This is a genomic window from Alteraurantiacibacter aestuarii (assembly GCF_039523595.1).
GTDB classification, from domain to species: domain Bacteria; phylum Pseudomonadota; class Alphaproteobacteria; order Sphingomonadales; family Sphingomonadaceae; genus Alteraurantiacibacter; species Alteraurantiacibacter aestuarii.
Genome location: NZ_BAAAFP010000002.1, coordinates 834,759 through 854,651, shown reverse-complemented (window position 1 = coordinate 854,651; position 19,893 = coordinate 834,759). Strand labels below are relative to the sequence as shown.

18 protein-coding genes are annotated in these 19,893 nt (G+C 64.4%); 7 read left to right on the top strand and 11 right to left on the bottom strand.

From position 1 onward, the window contains the following. The first annotated feature begins 12 nt into the window (after positions 1–12). The 3 genes from ABDZ98_RS07685 (at position 13) to ABDZ98_RS07675 (ending at position 4,749) form a co-directional block, all read left to right on the top strand. Positions 13–3,438, top strand: a complete 3,426-nt coding sequence (locus ABDZ98_RS07685; protein WP_160589845.1) for an AAA family ATPase — start codon at positions 13–15, stop codon at positions 3,436–3,438. Positions 3,439–3,444: 6 nt separating this feature from the next. Beyond that, positions 3,445–3,924 carry a GNAT family N-acetyltransferase gene (locus tag ABDZ98_RS07680; RefSeq protein WP_160589846.1) on the top strand — a complete coding sequence of 160 codons (480 nt, stop codon included), beginning with the start codon at positions 3,445–3,447 and terminating at the stop codon, positions 3,922–3,924. Positions 3,925–4,011: 87 nt separating this feature from the next. Then, a complete protein-coding gene (locus ABDZ98_RS07675; protein WP_160589847.1) occupies positions 4,012–4,749 on the top strand; it encodes a superoxide dismutase in 738 nt (245 codons plus the stop codon). A gap of 3 nt (positions 4,750–4,752) precedes the next feature. Here the strand turns inward: ABDZ98_RS07675 and ABDZ98_RS07670 are convergent, their stop codons facing one another. Both ABDZ98_RS07670 and soxR read right to left on the bottom strand, forming a co-directional pair. Further along, positions 4,753–5,178, bottom strand: a complete 426-nt coding sequence (locus ABDZ98_RS07670; protein ID WP_202385926.1) for a GNAT family acetyltransferase — start codon at positions 5,176–5,178, stop codon at positions 4,753–4,755. A gap of 13 nt (positions 5,179–5,191) precedes the next feature. Then, positions 5,192–5,635 (bottom strand): redox-sensitive transcriptional activator SoxR, encoded by a 444-nt coding sequence (soxR, locus tag ABDZ98_RS07665; RefSeq protein WP_160589849.1) that lies wholly within the window; start codon positions 5,633–5,635, stop codon positions 5,192–5,194. 142 nt (positions 5,636–5,777) lie between these two features. Between soxR and ABDZ98_RS07660 the strand changes: the two genes are divergently transcribed. After that, entirely contained in the window at positions 5,778–6,149 is a 372-nt protein-coding gene (locus tag ABDZ98_RS07660) for a VOC family protein (protein WP_160590242.1), read from the top strand. Between the two features lie 50 nt (positions 6,150–6,199). Here ABDZ98_RS07660 and ABDZ98_RS07655 read toward each other — a convergent pair whose 3' ends face one another. The 3 genes from ABDZ98_RS07655 to ABDZ98_RS07645 form a co-directional block, all read right to left on the bottom strand. Beyond that, on the bottom strand, positions 6,200–7,570 hold the full coding sequence (locus ABDZ98_RS07655; protein ID WP_160589850.1) for a glutamate--cysteine ligase: 1,371 nt from the start codon (positions 7,568–7,570) through the stop codon (positions 6,200–6,202). Between the two features lie 86 nt (positions 7,571–7,656). Next, entirely contained in the window at positions 7,657–8,409 is a 753-nt protein-coding gene (locus ABDZ98_RS07650; protein WP_160590244.1) for a 16S rRNA (uracil(1498)-N(3))-methyltransferase, read from the bottom strand. A 20-nt stretch (positions 8,410–8,429) separates the two neighbouring features. Then, on the bottom strand, positions 8,430–9,203 hold the full coding sequence (locus tag ABDZ98_RS07645) for a class I SAM-dependent methyltransferase (RefSeq protein WP_160589851.1): 774 nt from the start codon (positions 9,201–9,203) through the stop codon (positions 8,430–8,432). A gap of 58 nt (positions 9,204–9,261) precedes the next feature. Here ABDZ98_RS07645 and ubiA point away from each other — a divergent pair, with 58 nt between their 5' ends. After that, a complete protein-coding gene (gene ubiA, locus ABDZ98_RS07640) occupies positions 9,262–10,164 on the top strand; it encodes a 4-hydroxybenzoate octaprenyltransferase (protein WP_337190148.1) in 903 nt (300 codons plus the stop codon). Positions 10,165–10,183: 19 nt separating this feature from the next. Here ubiA and ABDZ98_RS07635 read toward each other — a convergent pair whose 3' ends face one another. The 5 genes from ABDZ98_RS07635 to ABDZ98_RS07615 all read right to left on the bottom strand — a co-directional run bounded on the left by ABDZ98_RS07635 (position 10,184) and on the right by ABDZ98_RS07615 (position 15,902). Beyond that, entirely contained in the window at positions 10,184–11,542 is a 1,359-nt protein-coding gene (locus ABDZ98_RS07635; protein WP_160589853.1) for a DUF1295 domain-containing protein, read from the bottom strand. Between the two features lie 70 nt (positions 11,543–11,612). After that, positions 11,613–12,956, bottom strand: coding sequence for a PQQ-like beta-propeller repeat protein (locus ABDZ98_RS07630; protein WP_237437370.1), 1,344 nt, complete (start codon positions 12,954–12,956; stop codon positions 11,613–11,615). 35 nt (positions 12,957–12,991) lie between these two features. Further along, complete coding sequence (locus tag ABDZ98_RS07625) at positions 12,992–13,756, bottom strand: tetratricopeptide repeat protein (protein ID WP_160589855.1); 765 nt, start codon at positions 13,754–13,756, stop codon at positions 12,992–12,994. A gap of 131 nt (positions 13,757–13,887) precedes the next feature. Beyond that, a complete protein-coding gene (locus tag ABDZ98_RS07620; RefSeq protein WP_160589856.1) occupies positions 13,888–15,042 on the bottom strand; it encodes a glycosyltransferase family 4 protein in 1,155 nt (384 codons plus the stop codon). After that, complete coding sequence (locus tag ABDZ98_RS07615) at positions 15,039–15,902, bottom strand: alpha/beta fold hydrolase (RefSeq protein ID WP_160589857.1); 864 nt, start codon at positions 15,900–15,902, stop codon at positions 15,039–15,041. The genes ABDZ98_RS07620 and ABDZ98_RS07615 overlap by 4 nt, the downstream gene beginning before the upstream one ends. Before the next feature lie 70 nt (positions 15,903–15,972). On the opposite strand from ABDZ98_RS07615, the gene ABDZ98_RS07610 reads away from it, so the two are divergent. Then, positions 15,973–17,370, top strand: a complete 1,398-nt coding sequence (locus tag ABDZ98_RS07610; RefSeq protein ID WP_160589858.1) for a protein adenylyltransferase SelO family protein — start codon at positions 15,973–15,975, stop codon at positions 17,368–17,370. 134 nt (positions 17,371–17,504) lie between these two features. After that, complete coding sequence (gene astD, locus ABDZ98_RS07605; RefSeq protein WP_160590246.1) at positions 17,505–18,914, top strand: succinylglutamate-semialdehyde dehydrogenase; 1,410 nt, start codon at positions 17,505–17,507, stop codon at positions 18,912–18,914. 22 nt (positions 18,915–18,936) lie between these two features. On the opposite strand, the gene ABDZ98_RS07600 is transcribed toward astD, so the two are convergent. Further along, positions 18,937–19,668, bottom strand: a complete 732-nt coding sequence (locus ABDZ98_RS07600; protein ID WP_160589859.1) for a hypothetical protein — start codon at positions 19,666–19,668, stop codon at positions 18,937–18,939. Positions 19,669–19,893: the final 225 nt, after the last annotated feature.

The window sequence follows — 19,893 nt, the reverse complement described above, 5'->3', positions numbered from 1 at the left end:
AGGCACAGCCGGATGCAGATCAGGAAGCTCAGACTCTCAGGGTTCAAGAGCTTCGTAGAGCCGGCTGAACTGCGCATAGAACCGGGGCTGACGGGGGTTGTCGGCCCCAATGGCTGCGGCAAGTCCAACCTGCTGGAGGCAATCCGCTGGGTGATGGGTGAAAACTCGCCCAAATCCATGCGCTCTGGCGGAATGGAGGATGTGATCTTCGCGGGCACCGCCACCCGCCCTCCGCGCGATTTTGCCGAAGTTGTCCTCCACGCCGCCGATGATCAGGGTGAGGAGCTGAACGTCACCCGCCGGATAGAGCGCGGCGCGGGCAGCGCCTACCGCGTCAATGGCAGCGACGTGCGGGCCAAGGACGTGTCGCTGGTGTTCGCCGATGCCGCCACCGGCGCGCATTCGCCCGCGCTGGTCAGCCAGGGCAAGATCGCCCAGGTCATCGCCGCCAAGCCTGCCGAACGGCGGATGATGCTGGAAGAGGCAGCAGGTATTGCCGGGCTGCATGTCCGCCGCCGCGATGCCGAAAACAAGCTCAACCAGACGGAGCGCAATCTCGCCCGGCTGGAGGACCTGATGGCCGGACTGGACAGCCAGATATCGTCGCTTCGGCGGCAGGCGCGGCAAGCCGAACGCTACAAGGAACTGACCGCCACCATCCAGATTGCCGAGGCGCGGCTGCTGTTCGCCCGGTGGCGCGATGCGGCATCGGCGGCGGAGGCTGCCCGCGAACAGGCCAAGCTGGCCGATGGCAAGGTGGCCAGCGCACAGGAAGCGGCCAGGCAGGCGCAGAAGCTGCAACACGAGCTCGCCCAGAAGCTGGCCGATTTGCGGGAGGAACTGGCCGACCGCCGCGATGATGCCAGCGCCCACGGTCACCGCATGGCGGCGCTATCCACCCAGCTGGAAGCCGCCCAGCAGCGCCTCGCCGATCTCGACCGCCAGAAGCAGCGGCTGGAAGAAGATCGCGGCGAGGCTGACCGGATGACGCGCGATGCCGCGCAGGCGCTCAAGACGCTGGAACAGACGCTGGCCGCAGGGGAAAAGGCGCTGGCGGAGGATGAGGCAAAGCGCCCCGCCCTGCTCGCCAGATCCGAAGATATGGACCGCGCCGGCCGCACTGCCGAACTGGCGCTGGCCAAAGCCACAGCGGATCACGCCGGGGTGGAGGCCGAGTGGCGGGTGGCGGACGCTGAACTGGCGCAGGCGCAATCGCGGCTGGACCGGCTGGACCAGGACGCGCGCCGCCTGACCGCTCAGCGCGAAAGCCTGAGCGAGGAAGGCGATCCGCAGCAGGCGGTCACGCAGGCCAGGGGCAATGCCGAACATGCCGCCGCCCGGCTGGAGGAATTGCGCGCCCGGCTGGAAGCAGAACGCGCCCGCAAGGATGCGCTGACCGCGCAGCGCGATGCCGCCGCCAGCGCGCTATCGTCTGCCCGGGCCGAACTGGCGGGCGTGGAGCGCGAGTTTCAGGCGCTGGAACGCGACCGGGCAGCGCGCGCCAAGCGGCAGAGCAGCCAGCACGGCCTGCCCTCCGCACTGGACAAGCTCTCGGCCGAAAAGGGCTATGAGCGCGCGCTCGCCGCAGTGCTTGGCCGCGATGGCAAATCACCATTGGGGATGCCGGAGAAGGCTGCCGAAGGGCGGTTCTGGACCGGCTCCGCCGTGCCAACCAAGGTGGCGGACAGTCTGGCCGATCATGTGCGCGCCTGCCCCGATCAGCTCGCTGCCCGCCTCGCCCTGGTGCATGTTGCCGATGCGGACGACGGGCGCGTGCTTTCGCCGGGCGAATGGCTGGTGACACGCGATGGTTTCCTGCGCCGCTGGGACGGCTTCATCGCGCGCGGGGAAGGCGCTGCCGAGGCTGCTCGGCTGGAAGCGGACAACCGCTTTGAGGATCTGGAAGGCCAGTTGCCAGCGCTGCGGGAGGCTCTGTCCGCTGCGCAGACCATGCATGAACGGCTGAGCGAGGAAGCATCAGAGCTGCAACGCGAACTGGTGGCCGTGGAGCGCGCGGTGAATGAAGCCGCAGAGGCGGAGCGTCAGGCCCTGCGCGCGCTCGATCAGGCAGAGGACCGGCGCGAGCGGTTGGCCGCGCGGCTGGAGGAAATCGCCGCCGCCGAACAGGAACTGGCCCAGCAGCGCACAATTGCCGAAAGCGAAGTGAAGGCCGCGCAGGACAAGCGCGCCGCTCTGCCCGATCCGGCGAGCGGGCGCGCCTCGCTGGATGCTGCGCGCGCGCGGCACGAGGCGGCGCGTGAGGCGGTGCAGGCGGCAATGGCCAGCCTTGCCGCGCATGATCAGGCGCTGGCCGTGGCGCGTGAACGTGTGGCGGCCCAGCGATCGGACAAGAGCAACTGGCAGGCGCGCGCTGGCGAGGCGGCGCAGCGACTGGCGGGCATGGCCGCGCGGTTCGAGGAGATCGAGGAAGAACGCGCCGTCACCGCAGCCAAGCCCGAAGGCCTGATGCGTGAGATTGAGGGCGGTGAGGCTGTGCGCGCCCGGCTGGGGGCGGAACTGGCCGCCGCCGATGCCGCAGTGAACGCCGCGAATGAGGAAATGCGCGTGGCCGAAGGCGCGCTGCATGAAGCCAATGAAGCGCTCTCCACCGCCCGGGAAAACCGCGCCACACTGGCCGCGCGCGCGGAAAACGAGGAATCCCGGCGCGAGGAAATGGCGCGCATTTCGGGCGAGCGCTTCCAGTGCCCACCCTCGCTGCTGGGCAGCAGGCTTGCGTTCGATACCGAGCAGGTCAAGGATTCCTCCGCCGAAAGCGAGGAGATGGACCGGCTCGTCACCAGCCGCGAGCGGATCGGCCCGGTTAATCTTGTGGCTGCCGACGAGCTGGCCCGGATCGAGCAGGAACACGGTGCCAGCGCCGCCGAGCAGGAGGAGCTGGCCGAGGCGGTCAACCGCCTGCGCGGATCGATCGGCAATCTCAACCGTGAGGGGCGCGAGCGCCTGCGCACGGCGTTCGAGGCGGTGGACGGCCACTTCCGCCACCTGTTCACCCGCCTGTTCGAAGGCGGACAGGCGCATCTGGCGCTGATCGACAGCGATGATCCGCTGGAGGCTGGCCTGGAAATCTACGCCCAGCCACCGGGCAAGCGCCTGCAATCGCTCAGCCTGCTATCGGGTGGCGAGCAAGCACTAACCGCAACCGCGCTTATATTTGCGCTGTTTTTAACCAATCCGGCACCAATTTGCGTGCTGGACGAGGTCGATGCGCCGCTCGACGATGCCAATATCGATCGCTTCTGCGACCTGCTCGATTCGATGGTGAAGGAAACCGACACACGCTATCTGATCGTCACCCATAATGCCGTGACGATGAGCCGCATGCACCGCCTGTTCGGCGTGACCATGGTGGAAAAGGGTATCAGCCGCCTCGTCAGCGTGGACCTTGGCGCGGCCGAGGAACTGCTGGCGGCGGAATAGCCCGTTATGGCCGGACCTGCGACCTTTCGTCGCCTGACGAAATATCTGTCCGATCCGCTGGAACAGCCCGTGTGGCCCGAAGGCATCTGCCTGGCGACATTCGATCCAGAGCGTGATGGTGACCATGTGCACGCGCTGCTGACGCAGATCTATGCCGAAGCGAGCTCCCCCCTGCCTGCTCTGGACGCATGGCGCGACTGGCTGCTGACTGATCCCGACTATGCGCCGGACACGATCTTTCTCGCCCGTGGTCCCGGCAAGGCGCTGGTTGGAATCTGCCTGTGCTGGAAAAATGCCTTCATCAAGGACCTCGCCGTTGCGGCCAGCCATCGCCGGCACGGCATCGGCAAGGCGCTGCTTCTCCACAGCTTCGCCCATTTCGCGCAGCACGGATACGAATCGGTCGAACTGAAGGTGGAAATTGCCAACCGGTCGGGGGCCGAACGACTCTACCGCAGTCTGGGCATGACCGACATGGGCCGCTGACCGGCAGCATCGCCGCGCAGTGCATCACAAATAGCTCGCGCCAACATCCCCCAGGGCTGATATCTTTGCCAGCAAGGGAGACGAGGCATGGACGATTTCACACGGCGGCAGGCATTGGGAGCGGCAGGCGCTGCGGGCCTGACCGTGGTAGCACTGGCCACGCCAGCCGCAGCGCAGGGTGCAACACAAGGTGCAGCACAGGACGCGCTTGTGCGGCCCCCGGCCTTCTCCGCGCTGCATGAACCCCGGCCCCTGCGCTTCGATCCGGCCCGGCTGACGGGCCTTTCAGAGCGGCTGATCACCTCCCATTGGCAGAACAATTACCAGGGGTCCGTGCGCGCGCTCAATGTGGTGGAGCAGCGGCTGGCCGCAGCCATGGCAGACCCCGATTTCCCCGCGCCGGTCTATGGCGGGCTGAAGCGCGAGGAACTGCACCGCACCGGCTCCGTCATCCTGCATGAACTCTATTTTGACGGACTGGGCGGCGATGGCGAAAAGGGGGGATCTCTGGCCGTTGCGCTGGCCGCCGCATTCGGCAGCATCGATGCGTGGGAAGCAGAGTTTCGCCGCACGGCGATGAGTCTGGCGGGCGGATCGGGCTGGTGCATTCTTGCCTGCAACCAGCACACCGGGTCCCTGCATAATTACTGGGCCTGGGATCACATGCACGGCGCTATCGCGGGCGTTCCGCTGATCGCGCTGGATATGTATGAGCATAGCTACCACATGGATTATGGCACGGCAGCGGCGCGCTATGTCGATGCCTTCATGGCCAATCTGGACTGGGAAATCGTGGAGGCGCGATATCAGGCGGCGCTGCGCTGAGCCTCAACCCTCTGCGGCGATGCTCTTGCCCATGCTGATACGTTCCTCCGCCTGATAGCCCAGCTTGCGATAGAATTGCGCAGTGGCATGATTGGTGGCGCGCACCTGAAGGTTCACCTTGCCACACCCCATTGCCGCCAGGCGCCGCTCGGCCTCGGCAATCAGCATGGAGCCGATGCCCTTGCGGCGGGCGGACTGGCTGACGGCAACCGCATACAGCCATCCCCGGTGACCATCATATCCGGCCATGGCGGTGCCGATAATCTCGCCATCCGCTTCGGCGATCAGCAGCAGCTCCGGCTGGACTTTCAGCTTTGCCGGGATGGCGAATTCGGCGCGGTTGCGCGCGGGATCACCGGGAAATGCCTCCTCCCAGATCGCGCGGACGCCATCGAAATCACCGTCCTGATAGGTCCTGATGCTGGCCATTTCGCTGCCCATATCAGTCCAGCACGGCCCTGGGGCCGGGTCCCTTCAGGCCCAGCCGATCATCCTTGTTGTACAGCTGGCATTTCTGCAGGCTGAGACAGCCGCAGCCGATGCACTGATCCAGCTGGCTGCGCGTGCGGGTGAGCAGGAGGATCTTCTCATCGATCTGCGCCCGCATGCGGCGGCTGATCTTCTGCCAGTCATGCTGGGTGGGGTTGCGGCCTTCGGGCAGATTCTTGAGCTGATCCTCAATCTCCGCCAGCGCCAGCCCCAGCTTCTGGGCGATCAGGATAAAGCTGACCCGGCGGATGTCGGAGCGCAGGAACTTGCGCTGATTGCCGCTGGTGCGCAGCGGCTGCAACAAGCCCTTCTCCTCATAAAAGCGGATCGCCGATACCGCCACGCCGGTGCGGCTGGCCAGCTGGCCGATCGAAATGAACTTCTCAGGCCCCAACATAAAGTTTTCCCCAATCTCTTGACCTCAACTTAGCTTTAGATTGCACAATGGGCAAACGGTGATTCGCAAAGTCATTATTCGGTCGCGAATTACCCAATGATGACAAAGATTTGTGCAAAGGATTTCAAGGATGACATCAACCATGCCCAAGGGACGCATCGAACATGTGAATCTGACCGTCAGCGACATCGAGCGCTCGGCCGATCTGTTCAGGGAGTTGCTGGGGTGGCAGCAGCGGTGGCGCGGCATGGCCCAGCGCGGCGGTGAAACCATCCATGTGGGAGAGGCGGACACCTATCTGGCGCTCTACACTGACGGCAAGGATCATGCAGGCCAGCAGAAGGGCAAGCCGATGAACCATGTCGGCCTGCTGGTGGATGATCTGGACGCTGCCGAACAGATGGTGGTGGCAGCCGGGCTGGAGCCGTTCGGCCACGACGACTACGAACCGGGCAGGCGGTTTTACTTCTTCGACTGGGACGGGATCGAGTTCGAGGTGGTCTGCTATGGCTGACCCGATAGGACCCGGATTTTCTGATCCCGCCGGCCTGAACCGGGATCGCTTCAGAAGCTTTCTTCGTAAACCCGCGAAATGTCTCCGCCCCACGGGCCGTTGAACTTGTCCAGCAGGCGCTGGGCGGGGACTTTGCCGCTCTTCACGATCTCGTGCAGCGGCTCGAGAAAACCGGCTTCGCTGTCACCGGCATCGTTCAGCCGCGCGCGCGATACCAGCCCGCGGTCGGCAATGGCGAGCACTTCGCCCGCCAGATCGCGCAGCTTGCGGCCGCCCGGAATGGGTGCATCGAGCGCCATCCTGGGCACCGCATTGCGCAGCTCCTCCCGCTCTTCCATCGTCCAGTCCTTGACCAGATCCCACGATGCATCCAGCGCGGTCTGATCATACAGAATGCCGACCCAGAAGGCAGGCAGGGCGCAGATGCGGTTCCACGGGCCGCCATCGGCGCCACGCATTTCCAGGAAGCTTTTCAGCCGCACTTCGGGGAATGCGGTGGACAGGTGATCCCACCAGTCGCTCGGCATGGGCAGTTCGCCCGGCAGCGCAGGCAGTTCGCCCTTCAGGAAATCGCGGAAGCTTTGCCCGGAGGCATCGATATATTTGCCGTCGCGGAAGACGAAATACATCGGCACGTCGAGCATGTAATCGACATAGCGCTCATACCCGAAGCCATCCTCGAACACGAAGGGCAGCATGCCCGTGCGGTGCGGATCGGTGTCGCTCCAGATATGGCTGCGATAGGACAGGAAGCCGTTGGGCTTGCCTTCGGTAAAGGGCGAATTGGCGAACAGCGCCGTGGCCAGCGGCTGCAATGCCAGAGAGGTGCGGAACTTCTTGGCCATGCAGGCCTCGCTCGCATAATCGAGGTTCACCTGAATGGTGCAGGTGCGCAGCATCATGTCCAGGCCCAGATCGCCCACGCGCGGCATATGCCGCAGCATGATGTCATAACGGCCCTTGGGCATGATCGGCAGTTCGGCGCGGGTCTTGTCCGGCCACATGCCGAGTCCCAGGAAACCGACGCCGTGCTCCTCACCCACGATCTTGCATTGCTGCAAATGGCGACCGGTCTCGGCGCAGGTCTGGTGCAGGTTTTCCAGCGGCTGGCCGGACAGTTCCAGCTGGCCTGCGGGTTCCAGGCTGATGGTGCCGTCATCGCCGCTCATGGCGATGACCTTGCCGTTCTCCTCCACCGGTTCCCAGCCGAACTGGCGCATGGACATCAGAATGTCGCGAATGCCGCCGGGCTCGTCATAGGACGGGGCGTGCTTGTCAGCCTTCTTGAAGACGAGCTTTTCATGCTCGGTGCCAATCCGCCAGGCAGCAGGCGGCTTTTCGCCGTCCTGCATTGGCTGGACCAACTGGTCGCGGCTCTCGATCGGCCGCTCCCCCCCATCTGACGCCTTGCGCGTGCTCATGCCAAGGCCGTTAGGAGATGCGGCGCGGCTGCGCCAGTATCAAATTGTGTTTGTCCAAAATGCATGTCGCTCACGTCCGATTTCAGTCAGGCCCAATCGCCGCATGTGCCCATCCACAGCGCGGTGGAGGCGACAGCCGCGGTCTCCCCGCGCAGGATACGCGGGCCAAGCGAAATGGGGCGGGCTTGCGGATGCGCGCGAATCGCATCCCGCTCCGCATCGTCAAATCCGCCTTCAGGGCCGATCACCAGCGCAGCCGGACCAGTATGGGCGGCGAAGGCTTTCGCGGCGCTTTCCCCGCCCTGCCCTGTAGCCAGTTCATCGGCGAAAAACAGCGCGCGATCTTCGGGCCAATCGCGCAGCAGGGCGTCCAGCTTCGTCACTTCGGCCAGTTCGGGCAGAGCGGTGCGGGCGCATTGTTCGGCAGCTTCGGTCACAATCGCGCGGGCGCGCTCGGCATTGAGCTTGTCCGCCACGCAGCGCCGCGTGAGCACCGGCACGATGCGCGCCACGCCCAGTTCGGTGGCTTTTTCCAGCACCATGTCGAAGCGGTCCTTTTTCAGCAGCGCGGGGCACAGCCAGAAATCGGGCACCGCTTCACGCTTGCGAAGCAGTTCGACCGGATCGAGCACAAGGTTACGTTTGGAGGCGGAGACAACGCGCGCCGACCATTCGCCCGTCAGATCGTCGCACAGGATCACGCCGTCCCCCTCACCCACGCGCATCACGCGCAGCAGGTAATGCGCCTGCGGACCGTCGAGCGTGATCTGGCTACCTGCGGACAGCGGCCCATCCACGAACAGGCGCGGGGCGCTGCGCGGCGGCCAGGCCGGAACCATCGGGCGAGGCGCGGCCACGATCAGCCGCGCTTTACTGCGCGCGTGGCGATGAAGGGCGGGAACAGCGCGCTGAGTTCGTGGAGCTGCGCCCAGCCATCCTCGAACATATCGCTCAGCATCAGCCCGGCCTGCAATTGTCCGCCGATCTGCGTTTCCAGCGTGTGGCTGAAACACAGCGTGGGATCATCGGCCAGCATCTTCTCACGCTCGTCCTCGGGCAGTTCGAAGTCGCTGTATGGCAGCGCATGGCGCGCAACCAGCTCGCCCCGGTCCATCGCCAGCTGATCGAACACGAAGAACACCGGATTGTAGAAACCGGTCATCAGAATGCCGCCGGGACGCAGCACGCGCGCACATTCGCGCCACACGGGCATGACTTCGGGCGCAAAGGCGGTGGAGCACGGGTTGAAGACGATATCGAAGCTGGCGTCCTCAAAGGCGGAAAGATCATGCATGAAACCCTGCACGGTACGGATGTGCAGGCCTTCGCGCTCAGCCACCTCGGCATCGCGGCCCAACTGGCCTTCGGACGCATCGAGGCAGGAGACATTCGCCCCGGCTGCGGCAAAGACCGGGCATTGCTGCCCGCCGCCTGATGCAAGGCCCAGCATGTCCTTGCCGGCAATATCGCCAAACCATTCACGCGGGACGGGTTTGGTCGGGGTCAGCAGGACGTCCCAGTCACCCTTGCGTGCACGGGCGATGGTCTCCGCGTCGACCGGGATCGACCACATGTCGCCGTCCTCGACCCGCTGGTTCCAGCCTATCCGGTTATGTTCGCGCGCATCAATCATGCCATTTCCCCTAGCGAAGCCTTCCACCCTGCGTCCAACATCTTTATGGGCCTTGCGCGTGACCGATACCATTACTCCCGATAGCGAACACCGCGGCCTTGTGGGCCTGCTGCCCGCATCCCTGCGCGATTATGCCCTGCTGGCGCGGTTTGACCGCCCGATCGGCTGGTGGCTGCTGTTCTGGCCGTGCGCCTGGGGCGTGTGGCTTTCGGGAGCGGGTCTGCAATGGCAGATGATCCTGTGGCTGCTGCTTGGCTCCATCGCCATGCGCGGCGCGGGCTGCGTCTATAACGATATCGTCGATGCCGATCTGGACCGGCAGGTTGCGCGCACCGCCGTTCGCCCCGTGGCCAGCGGCAGGGTGAGCCTGAGGGCGGCGTGGACGTGGCTGCTGGTGCTGTGCGCGGTGGGCCTGCTGGTGCTGCTGCAACTGCGCTGGGAGGCGCAGCTGGTGGCTTTGGGCAGCCTGGCGCTGGTGGCGGCCTATCCGTTCATGAAGCGCATCACCCACTGGCCGCAGGCGTGGCTGGGGCTGGTGTTCACCTGGGGCGCACCGGTTGGCTGGATGGCCATGCGTGGAGACAGGCTGGACGTGATGGCCGCGCTTTATGCCGGGGCCTTCTTCTGGTGCATGGCCTATGACACGATCTATGCCCTTCAGGACCGCGAGGACGATGCGCTGGTGGGTATCAGGTCCAGCGCGCTGCGGCTGGGCGATCACGTGAAACTGGGCGTCAGCGGCTTTTACGCAGCGTCAGTCGCATGCCTTGCCCTCGCCTTCTGGCTGCTGCGGGCGGACTGGGTGGCCCTGCTGGCGCTGATCCCGGCGGCGGCGCATTTTGCCTGGCAGGCGAGCACGCTCGATCCCGCTGACGGCCGCAACCCTCTGGAACGCTTTCGCAGCAATCGCTGGGCTGGCGCACTGGTAGCAGCCGCCTGCCTTGTGGTCGGCAACGCCTGAACCACGCAGGTTGGCTGCGCTATTCCGCGGGCTGTGGCTGCGGCGCAGCGGGGCGCGGATTGGCGCGTTTGAGCAGTTTGGCCAGCAGCGAGGTGATCAGCCCGTGTTCCTGCATCCATGCATGGTATTCACGGTACTTGGCATCCTCACCCAGCAAATGCGCCTCTTCGGTGCGGGCGCGCCAGTAATAGATGCCGCTCACCACACCCAGGAAGAAGGTGTTGCGGATCACATCGACCATTGAACCGCTGGTGACGAGGAACGGCATGGACGAACACCACCAGAACAGGTTCTTTGACAGATAGGCCGGGTGGCGCGTGAAGCGGTACGGCCCGTTGGTCAGCACGCCGCGATAGGTGAGGTTGGAAAAGCGGATGCCAAAGGCGATGGTCGCCCAGGCATAGATGGCGGTCAGGAAGGCCAGCCAGCCGGCCCAGACCCACAGCAGCATTTCATGGCCATCGAACCAGTATCCCCAGCCGGCGGTGTTGTATTCGTACTGGATCATCCCGCCATTGCCCATCAGGCCATAGACCATCGGCGGATAGCACAGCAACGCGGCCAGCCAGCCTGCCAGAAAGGGATTGCCGCTGCGGATATGCGCATCGAGCGGACGCAGGGTGAGCAGGTAACCCACGGTGCCGATCTGCACATCGATCACGAACAGCAGTTCGAACAGGATTGTGCCCACCAGCACCGGATTGCCCGCAAGCTGCGCCAGATCGGCATCCACGACGGCGGCAAAACCGGGCGGCAGGATGGAGATCATGAAGGCGCCGAAAAAGCCCTTGATGATCCAAGCCCGCCAGTGCTTCTTGACCTCATGCGTGTCCCACGCCTCGCGCCCCAGCAGCATGGCGCCAAAATGCCAGGCATGGTCGCGCGGCTTCTTCATCACCCGGTCGAGCCAGATGACATAGGGAACGGACAGGATGAACATGGGCACGGCGGCAACGCCGATCACCCGCATGGCGAACAGATATTGCCCGTCCCAATACCAGCGGCCCAGACAGTAGATCAGGCCGATCACCGCCCATGTCGCCCATAGCCCGGCCAGCTTGGTGGCGGACACGTCGATCACTTCGGAAATTTTGCGGCGTTGGCTCCAGTCGATCCCGGTGGATGGGTTACGATGAACCTTGTCCACCAGCAGCGACCATGCAGCCATCGCAAGGCCGGAAAGGATCATGGCGACCAGCGCGGAATAGGGGCCGGACATCCGCTCGGACGGGCCGGGCAGGCCGAAAGCCAGCACCAGATCGGGCCAGGCGCGGCACAACGCGATATAGCTGAGCAACGTGCCCAGGCCGACAAATCCCACCCACGGGGATACGTCGCTGGCAGGTGGCTGCGTGGCGGTGGCAGGTTGCGCGCTCATGGCGCCGCCCTAACCGCAAAAGGGTTAAAAGGCGGGTAACGGACGCACAAATTTAGCGGTCAGCGGCGGCTCAGCGCCAGGCTGTGATCCGCCCGCTGTCATCGAGGATGTAGAGCGTGTTGTTGGCCACCACCGGAGGCAGCGAGACAGGGTTGCCCAGCTCGGTAAAGACCGTGGTTTCCCCCGTCGTCACATCGGCATAGCGCACTTCACCGCGCGAACTGGCGATCCACAGGCGGTTGCTGGCCAGCACCGGGCCGGTCCAGAAGATCGGACCTTCGCGGTCTTTCGCATTGCGCCACGCATCCAGCTGGGTGACCCAGCGAATGCGGCCACTGGCACGAGCAATCGCGAACAGGCGGGCATCGTCGGTCAGGGTGAATATCCATTCCCCGGCAATCGCGGGGGTGGAAATGCCGGCCAGCGTCAATTCCCAGATCCGCTGTCCGGTGGTCAGTTCATAAGCGGCCATGCGGCCACCCTGCCCCAGCGCGAAGACCTGGCCATTGGAGATGATCGGATCGGCATCGACATCGGTCAGCGCGCCAACCTGCGTGGAAATAGAGGTACGGGCCAGCGCATCGTACCACAGGTCGCGGCCGTTTTCGTAGCGATAGGCCACCAGCTCACCCGAGGAATAACCGGCCACGATCGTGCCCTGCCCTGCGGCGGGAGCAGCCACGCCGAACACGCCGGACTGGCTGGACGATGCGGCATCCTGCCACAAAGGCGCGCCATCAGCGATGGCCAGCGCGTGGATCTGGTTGTCCTGCGTCATCACATAAACGGCATTGAAGGCCACGGTGGGCGAACCGCGCAGCGGACCGGCGGGCTTCTTGCGCCACTGTTCGTCACCGCTGTTGGCGTCCAGAGCCACAACATCGCCAGTGCCGCTGGTGGCAAACACCTTGCCATCAAAGAAGGTGGCGCCGCCGCCGAATGTGGCATCGTTCAGATCACCGGAAACCTGGATACGGTGCGACCAGCGACGCGCGCCGGTGGCAGCATCGAAAGCATGGATCACGCCGTCGGAATCGACCACGAACAGCTTGCCGTCACCGATCACCGGTGCGGCGGCCAGACGGCGGGTCTTGCTGCTGCCGGCGATATCGACGGTCCATGCGCGCGCGGGTGCGGCGGCAAGCGTGACATGGCCGGATGCCTTGGAGGCGGTGCGCCCGGCCTGCGGCCAGTCAACATTGGTTTCCGGTGTTGGCAGCACGACCGCAATACTGGCGAGTTCCGGATCGGCCGAAACATCGCTGGCGATCCGCGAGAGAATAGGCTGGCGATTGCCAACGCTGGGTGTGTTGGGAGAATCGTCTCCGCCGCCGAATATGCTGCAGGCACTCAGCACCATTGCAGAAACGGCAATCGTGCCAGCGGCGCGAAGGCGCGCGAGAGACGGTAGCATTGGCATATGATTATCCTGGTTCATGAGGCTTGGCTTCATTGCGCCGCGCCCTGTGCTTGTTCAGCATCATCGCCGCGCATTTCAGCCAGCGTTTCCTCAACATCCTCGACCGCATCGAAGCCCAGCAGGCCGGCAAGCTGGCGGGTGCGGGCGCGCAGGCTTTGCGGCACATCCTCATCCTTGGCGATCTGCACCAGCAGCGGCCCGGCCTGATCCTCACGCCCCTGCGCCAGATAGGCCATCGCCACCAGTTCCCCGGCACTGCCGAACCAGTCACTGTCAGCAACCGCCAGCGGCCCCAGCCGATCGATCACCGCCTGCGGTTCCATATCGTCAAACTGGATAGCGACGGAGCGCACGGTGGCGGCATCGCGCATGGGCGGCGGTGCGTCGGCATTATTGGCCACGCGGTCATAGAAGGCGACGGCGTCCTGCGGGCGGTCCTGCTCCAGCGCGATGGCGGCGCGCAGCATGTTGGCAGAAGCCATTGCGCCCGGGCTGCCATCTGCGGAAAGCGCGGCCAGCTCCTCATCGGCGACGGACAGATTGCCCGCATCCAGCTCATCAATGGCCAGCACCAGCTGCTCGGACTGTTCTTCCAGCGAGGCTTCCTGGCTGGAATGCCAGTAGAGATATCCGGCGAAACTCGCCAGGCCCAGAGCCAGGACAATCCCTGCCGTGACGCCATATTTCTTGAATGCCGTGCCAACAGTATCGTTGCGCACAGCCTCATCCACCTCGCGCATGAGCATCTCCTGCTCAAGGTCGCGGGTCTCCGGCTTGCCGGATTGAATGGTCACGGACGGGGTTTTGGGAGTTTTTGCCACAATCTTCTTGGTAATGGTTAAGCCTGATGGCCGCGCTGTTTAGCGCAAGGACGGGTCAATTCAATTGCGGATTTCAGCCTGTCCCCCAAAGGGTGAACCGCGGCTTAAGCCGATTTCGGTGCTGACTGGCGATTCATCAGCCCCCAATAGAGGGCATGATAGCGCTCGCTCATGGCCAGCGCATCATATTCCGCACGCGCCTTCGTGCGGTTGGCCTGGCCTATGCGCTTGCGCTCTGGGGCATTGCCGGTCAGCTTCCACAGCGACTGGATCAGCGCCTCCTCATCACCGGGATCGACCAGATAGGGACCGTTGTCGGAGGAGACCATTTCGCCAAGGTCCCCCACGCGCGGCGCCACCACCGGCAGGCCGCCCGCCATCGCCTCCACCACGGAAATGGGGAATTGCTCTGAATGCGATGACAGGGCGAAGATATCGAACAGGCCGACCAGCTTTTCCGGCTGGGCGATGAAGCCGGGCAGGTGAACGCGGTCTTCCACCTGCAATTCCTGCGCCAGCGCCAGCAGTCTTGCGCGCTCCGGCCCCTCGCCCACAATCACCAGCTGCCATTCGGGCGGCATGCGCTTGATCGCGCGCACCAGAGCGCCAAGGTTCTTGACCTCGCGCAGGCCGGCCAGGGAGCCGATCCAGAATTCATCCCTGTGCTTCACCAGCCCGGGCAGGATGTCGCGCTTGGGCGGCGCGGCATAGCTGCGCGTATCGATGCCATTGGCGATTCGGCGCACGCGGGTGCGCGGCTGCTGCCACACTTCCAGCGCGATCCGCTCCAGATTGCGCGACGGCACCACCAGCGCTGCCGTGCGCCCCAGCGCAATGCGGCGATACCAGTTGCGGCTGGTCTTCAGCCTGATCGCTTCATCCTCGTTGAAGCCATCCTCATGATGCACCAGCGGCGGCAGCTTGTGGACATCGGCGAACAATGTGTGCGCCATCACCGCATCCATCGCGCCCCAGTTATAGGTGCAGATCAGGTCATAGCCCGCCATCGCAGCGGCGATCTTGCCCAGCCGTCCGGGAGTGGGCCTGCCGCTCAACGATGGAAATTTTGGCCAGGAGACATGCACCCTTGGGGAGAGCAATTGCGCCGCGCCGCGCTTTGCCAGATCGCCGGAGACAATGGCGTGATCCGCCTCCTTCCCCCAGCGGTTGATCAGGCGCACGCAGCGCACTTCCTTGCCGCCTGCATCGAAAGTGGAATGCAGGTGGAGGATGCGCGGCCGATCACCCGATGCGCTCATGCAATCTTGTCCAGCAGGCGAGCGATGGCGGCCAGCGCCTCCGGCTCGTCCAGTGTCGGCGTGTGGCCGGTGCGGGCGATGGTCAGCGTTTCCATCCCGGCGATTTCAGCCTTCATCCTCTCCAGCGTCCGGTCAGACAGGATATCAGACAATTCGCCGCGCAAGGTCAGCGTGGGCTTGCCTGACAAGGCCTTGAAAAACGGCCACATATCGACCGGCTCCGCCGCTTCGCTATCGGTGAAGGGGTCGGCGATGCGCATGTCATAATCGAAGGTGATGCGGCCACTATTGCCGACATACATCAGCCGCTTGGTGACACGGAGCCATTCCGAAATCGAGAAATCGGGATAGGCCTCGCCCACATTGTCACGCAGCGCGCGGGCAGCGTGCATCCAGGTGGGATAGCTGCGGCCCTGCCCCACATATTCGCGGATCCGCGCCAGGCCCGTCTCCTCTATCACCGGACCAATATCGTTGAGCACCGCGCCCGCCAGCCGGTCTGGCCATTGCGCGGCCATCAGCGCGGCGACAATGCCGCCCAGCGATGTGCCGATGACCACCACCCTGTCCAGCCCGGCCTGGGTGAACAGCGCATCCATGTCCGCCACATATTGGGCGGGCGCATAGGTGGAGGTGTCCTTGGCATAATCGCTGTCACCGCGTCCGCGCAGATCGACGCAGATCAGCCGCCACTGCCCGGCAAATGCCTGGGCAATCGGTTCAAAATCGCGGGCGTTGCGGGTCAGGCCGGGAATGCACAGGATCGGCGGGCGATCGGCGGGACCGGCATAATCGCGGTAATGCAGCTTCAGACCGTCTGCACTTTCCCAGAATTGATCCTGCCAGGCCTGATCGCTCATGATGGCTTCCATGCGTCCCTTTGAATCAACATCGCTTGCGCTGCGCCCGTTCCAGCGCCACTAATGCCAGATGCGCGCCGAACCGCAAGCCGCCCCCTATCGCCCCGATCCGCAAATCACCACCATTGCCCAATGGATTGGCGATGGAGTGGACGCAGCGTCGTTTCCGCAAACGCTCCTTCGCTTTCGTAATCAGCGGTGGGACAAGGCGGTTGGGCTGGGCAATCTGACGGACAGCGAATGGACAGGCCATTTCGGCCGCTTCGAACCCTTGCCGCAAAATCTGCCCCGCCCGCTGGCGCTGAAATACCACGGCCACCAGTTCCGCGTGTATAATCCCGAGATTGGCGACGGGCGCGGCTTCCTGTTTGCGCAGTTTCGCGATGCATCGGGCCGCCTGCTCGATCTGGGCACCAAGGGCAGCGGCACCACGCCCTACAGCCGCAGCGGCGACGGGCGGCTGACGCTGAAAGGCGCGGTGCGCGAGATTCTCGCCACCGAGATGCTGGAGGCGCAGGGCGTCAACACCTCCAAGACTTTCAGCGTGGTGGAGACAGGTGAGGAGCTGACGCGCGGGGACGAGCCATCGCCCACCCGCTCCGCCGTGCTCACGCGCCTGTCGCATTCGCATATCCGCATCGGCACCTTCCAGCGGCTCGCCGCCTTCCAGCAGGACGATAATCTGGCCGCACTGGTCGATTATTGCCTGGCACAATTTCCCGGCCCTATGCCGCCCGCCGATGCACCGGGGCGCGAGCAGCCGGCGATCATCCTGATGCATCAGGCGGTGGAACGGCTGGCGGACCTTGCCGCATCCTACATGGTGGCGGGGTTTGTCCACGGCGTGCTCAACACCGACAACATGAACATCACCGGGGAGAGCTTCGATTATGGCCCGTGGCGCTGGCTGCCGCGCTGGCAGCCGGAATTCACCGCCGCCTATTTCGATCATCAGGGCCTGTATGCATTTGGCCGCCAGCCAGAAGCGCTGCGCTGGAACCTTGGCCAGCTGGCCATCGCCCTGCGCCGACTGGCAGACAGCGAGCCGCTGATCGCCGCGCTCGACCGCTTTGGCGAATGCTACCAGGCCAACATGATCCGCCGTTTCTGCTGGCGGCTGGGCGTGGAAAGCCGCGGGCTGGAGCATGACGGGCAGCTGATCGATGCTGCGGAAAAAGCCATGCGCGCGGGCGATATCGGGCCGGACATCTTCTACTTCGTCCATCGCGGCGGACGCAATGCCAGCGGCGATCTGGCGCAGGCTCTTGCAGGATATGAGGCCGTGGGCGAACAGGACAGCTACTGGGACGGGCCGCAGCCCGAAGCCATGCTGATCGAAGAGGTAGAGAGCATCTGGGACGCGATTGCCGGGCACGATGACTGGTCATTGCTGCATGCCAAGGTGGCGGCGCTGCGGCAGATGGGCAATGCCCTGGGCGAGCCGCCCGCCCCCGCCGGGCACGCCTGACACATCCACCCGCCGACCGGCAAAATCACGCTGGCAGTTGCATCTGGAACCATTCATGGCCAAATCGCGGCCAGACCCGTAAAGGGATAGAAAATTGCATCAGACGATCAGATGAGAGGTCCGCAGGCTTGTCCATGACAGAACTGGTTTCTTACGAACCTGCAACAGGCGAAGAACTTTGGCGCGGCGCGCATGGCGATGTGGACAAGATTGTCGGCGTTGCCCGCCGGGCCTGGCCGCAGTGGGCAGCCCAGTCGCTCGCCACAAGGATCGAACTGGTGCGCCGCTTCGTCAACGAACTGCGCAAGGAACAGGATGAATTCGCCGAACTGATCGCGCGTGAGACGGGCAAGCCAATGTGGGAAGCCCGCACCGAAGTGGAAGCGGTGATCGCCAAGGTCGAAATCTCCATCCGCGCCTATGCCGAACGCACCGGCCAGCGCAAGCTGGACAGCGGGCTTCAGGGCACCGCTGCGGTTCGCCACAAGCCGCATGGCGTGATGGCGGTGCTGGGGCCGTACAACTTCCCCGCGCACCTGCCCAACGGCCACATCATCCCCGCGCTGATCGCCGGCAACGCCATCATCCTCAAGCCGAGCGAGAAGACACCGGCGGTGGGCGAAGCGCTGCTGAAATACATGAACCGCGCAGGCATTCCCTCTGCAGTGGTACAATTGCTGATCGGCGGCCCGGAAGAGGGCAAGGCGCTGGTCGCCCATCCCGATGTGGACGGCGTATTGTTCACCGGATCGGCGCAGGTCGGCATTGCCATCAATCGCAAGCTGGCGACCGAACCGGGCAAGATCCTGGCGCTGGAAATGGGCGGCAACAATCCGCTGATCGTGTGGGACACGCCCAAGCTGAATGATGTTGCCGCGCTGATCGTGCAATCGGCCTTCACCACCGCCGGGCAGCGCTGCACCGCCGCGCGGCGGCTGATCGTGAAGGATACTATGTATGACGAGGTGATCGATCACCTCAAGAAACTGGTCGACCGGCTGATCATTGGCGGCCCGTTCGATGATCCACAGCCCTTCATGGGGCCGGTGATAGACAATCGCACGGCAGACCAGCTGACCGAGAGTTTTCTGTACCTGCTGTCCAACGGCGGCAAGGCGATCAGCCACATGCGGCGGCTGGACGAAAACCGGCCCTTCATCACGCCCGGCATGATCGACATCACCGACATGGCCGAACGTCCCGACGTGGAGCTGTTCGGCCCTTTGCTGCAGATCATCAAGGTGGACGATTTCGACAAGGCCATTGCCGAGGCGAACAACACCCGTTTTGGACTTTCGGCCTCTCTGGTGGGTGGTACGCCGGAGCAATATAACCGCTTCTGGGCCAATATCCGCGCCGGAATCGTGAACTGGAACAGGCCGACCAATGGCGCATCCTCCGCTGCCCCGTTCGGCGGCATCGGATTTTCAGGCAATCACCGTCCAGCGGCCTATTACGCCGCCGACTATTGCGCCTATCCGGTCACCAGCACGGAAATGGAGCAGCCGCGCGCCAGCGTGGGCGTGGGGTTCAAGGACCAGTAAGAAACCGCGCGAAAAGAGGTAATCAGCGCCCGTTGGTGACCAGATCGACATCCGTGCCGCCGCCCGGATGCGGGCGGACGAACACCATATAGCTGGCCCTGCCTCGCGTGCCGCCCAATATGTCATCGCCGTCCTGGATCACCCGCTGGGCGGAAAATCCATCGGCAACGGCTCTGGTATAATAGAAATCCATCACGTCGCCTGCATCCACCGGCGTGGTGAAATTGACCACCCGCAGTGCGCAGGGCGATGCATCCGTGCCCGCCGCTTCATGCACCGCGCCGCGCGGATAGACCGGGAAGGCCTGCGGCATGCGGGCCGCCCATATGGCCGAGAATTCTGCCTGCGCGGCGCAATCGCCATTACCTTCGCCAGCGGAGGCAGCGCGGGCGGCCACGCTCAGCGCGGCTTCTGGCGGAAGTTCGCCATCAACGCGCGTTGCCGGCGGGGCGCTGCGCATGGCGCTGTTGCCGCCCACCAGTTCGACAGCCTCGGTACGCGCGGCCAATATGGCTTCTGCGCCCTGATCCGGGAAAGGAACCGAGCCATCCTGACCGGCCAGGCTGGCGGCCATATTGCCGGTGTTGCGGTTAACCATGTCGGGATCGACCAGGATCTGGTCTGCCAGCGCGCCCGACATCAGCGGGTCGGAGGTGTCGATGGCAAGTTCGCTTTCTGCCTCCTCCTGCTCCGAGCATGCGCACAGCAGCAGGACAGGCGCTGCGATCAGCGCAAGAGAACGCAAGGCTGGCATGGGGCGACAGATCATGGCCGCCAGCCTTACCGGCAAATCACCAATAGCAATTTAACGCGGCGAAATAGCGCGGCGAAATAACCCGGCGAGATTACCCGATGGCCGATTGAGCACCTCTTGCCGGCCGAGGTTTCAAGGCGTCCGCGCAGCTTGCGCCACGCGAACGCCTTGGCGCGACCCCCTGAATACGACCCTGAGGCCGCGCTCAGGCTCTGGTCCACCAGG